Consider the following 1,501-nt stretch of genomic DNA (forward strand, 5'->3'; position numbering starts at 1 on the left):
CCTTTATTACCGACTCAACATCGCCACGTTGACGCTGCCGCCGCTGCGCGAGCGCCGCGAGGACGTCCCGCTGCTGTTCCAGCACTTTGTCGTGCAAGCCTGTGCGCGCTACGAGCGTGCCGCGCCCGAGTTGACGCCCGAGAAGCTGCGCGAGCTGATGGCCCATGACTGGCCCGGCAATGTGCGCGAGATCCGCAACGCGGCCGACCGCTTCGTGCTGGCACTGGACGACCTCGACCCCCAGGCCGCGCTGCAGGCCGTGCCGGCGCTGAACCTCGCGCGGCAGATGGATCTGGTCGAGAAGACGCTGATCGAACAGGCCCTGCGCCGCAGCCATGGCAAGGTGCCCGCCGCGATGGAGCTGCTGGGCACGCCGCGCAAGACGCTGTACGACAAGCTGAACCGACACGGCATCGTGCTGGATGCCTTCCGCTAGCGGTACTTCTCAGGATCGGGCGAATCCGTCGGGTTCGCAATGACGCGGCGGAAGGCCGCGCTCATCGGCAGCTTCAGGTTCAGCCCCTGCGACGGCAGCGGCGACTCGAACCAGCGGCGGTAGATCGCGTGGATCTCGCCGCTGCGGTAGAGGCTGTGCAGCACCTCATCCACCAACGCCTTGAACTGCGGATCATTCTTGCGCAGGCCGATGGCATAAGGCTCCACGGTCAGGGCCTGGTCGGAGATGCGGTAGTCGTCCGCGCCAGGGCCCTGCTGGGCCAGCAGCGCGCGCAGCAGCACGTCGTCCATCAGGAAGGCCGAGGCGCGGCCGCTGCGCAGCAGCTGGAAGCCTTCAGGGTCGTCCAGTCCGCCGAGGATGCGGATGCCCAAGCCCTGCTGGTCGTTGGCCTTGGCCAGATGCTGGATGCTGGTCGTGCCGATGGTGGACGCTACGGCCAAGCCGCGCAGGTCGGTCAGGCCCTGCACGCGCTCGGCGGCACGCGTCATCAGCCGAGTCTCGGCGATGAAGATGGTCAGCGAGAAGGCCTGCTGGCGCGCCCGCTCGGCGGTGTGCGTCGTGATGCCGCACTCCAGGTCCAGCGTGCCGTTGATGACCAGGGGCATGCGCGTGGCGGATGCCACCTCGACGCGGCGCACCTCCAGGTCCGGCAGCTGCAGCTTGGTTCGCACGGCCGCAACGATGCGGTCGCAGAGCTCGACCGTGTAGCCGGTGGGGCGCAACTGGGCGTCGAGGTAGGAGAAAGGCAGAGAGGCCGGCCTGTAGCCAATGACGATGACGCCGGTGTCGCGCACGCGGGTCAGCGTCGGGCCATCGGCCGCGTGTGCAGCCAAGGCGCACAGCGCGAGCAGGGCCGCGCTAAGTCGCTTCATCATCCAGGCGGCGCAGCTCGGCCAGCTTGTCGGCAATGCGCAGTTCCAGCCCGCGCGGCACGGGTTCGTACCAGCGCTGGCCTTCAAGCCCGTCAGGCAGGTATTGCTCACCGGCCGCGTAGCCGCCCGGCTCGTCATGCGCGTAGCGATAGGCCTTGCCATAGCCCAGATC

Annotated in this window: 3 protein-coding genes; 1 reads left to right on the forward strand and 2 read right to left on the reverse strand. The window is 68.3% G+C overall.

The features are described from left to right. A partial coding sequence (locus tag AC1DU6_RS30910) for an AAA-type ATPase lid domain-containing protein (RefSeq protein ID WP_477861931.1) occupies positions 1–436 on the forward strand: 436 nt, incomplete at its 5' end. Here AC1DU6_RS30910 and AC1DU6_RS30915 read toward each other — a convergent pair. Both AC1DU6_RS30915 and AC1DU6_RS30920 read right to left on the reverse strand, forming a co-directional pair. Beyond that, positions 433–1,329 carry an amino acid ABC transporter substrate-binding protein gene (locus AC1DU6_RS30915; protein WP_477861933.1) on the reverse strand — a complete coding sequence of 299 codons (897 nt, stop codon included), beginning with the start codon at positions 1,327–1,329 and terminating at the stop codon, positions 433–435. The genes AC1DU6_RS30910 and AC1DU6_RS30915 overlap by 4 nt on opposite strands. Next, positions 1,316–1,501 (reverse strand): AAA family ATPase (locus AC1DU6_RS30920; protein ID WP_477861935.1); only part of this gene is annotated, 186 nt, incomplete at its 5' end. The genes AC1DU6_RS30915 and AC1DU6_RS30920, both read right to left, overlap by 14 nt.

The sequence above is a fragment of the Roseateles sp. P5_B10 genome, from assembly GCF_056400485.1.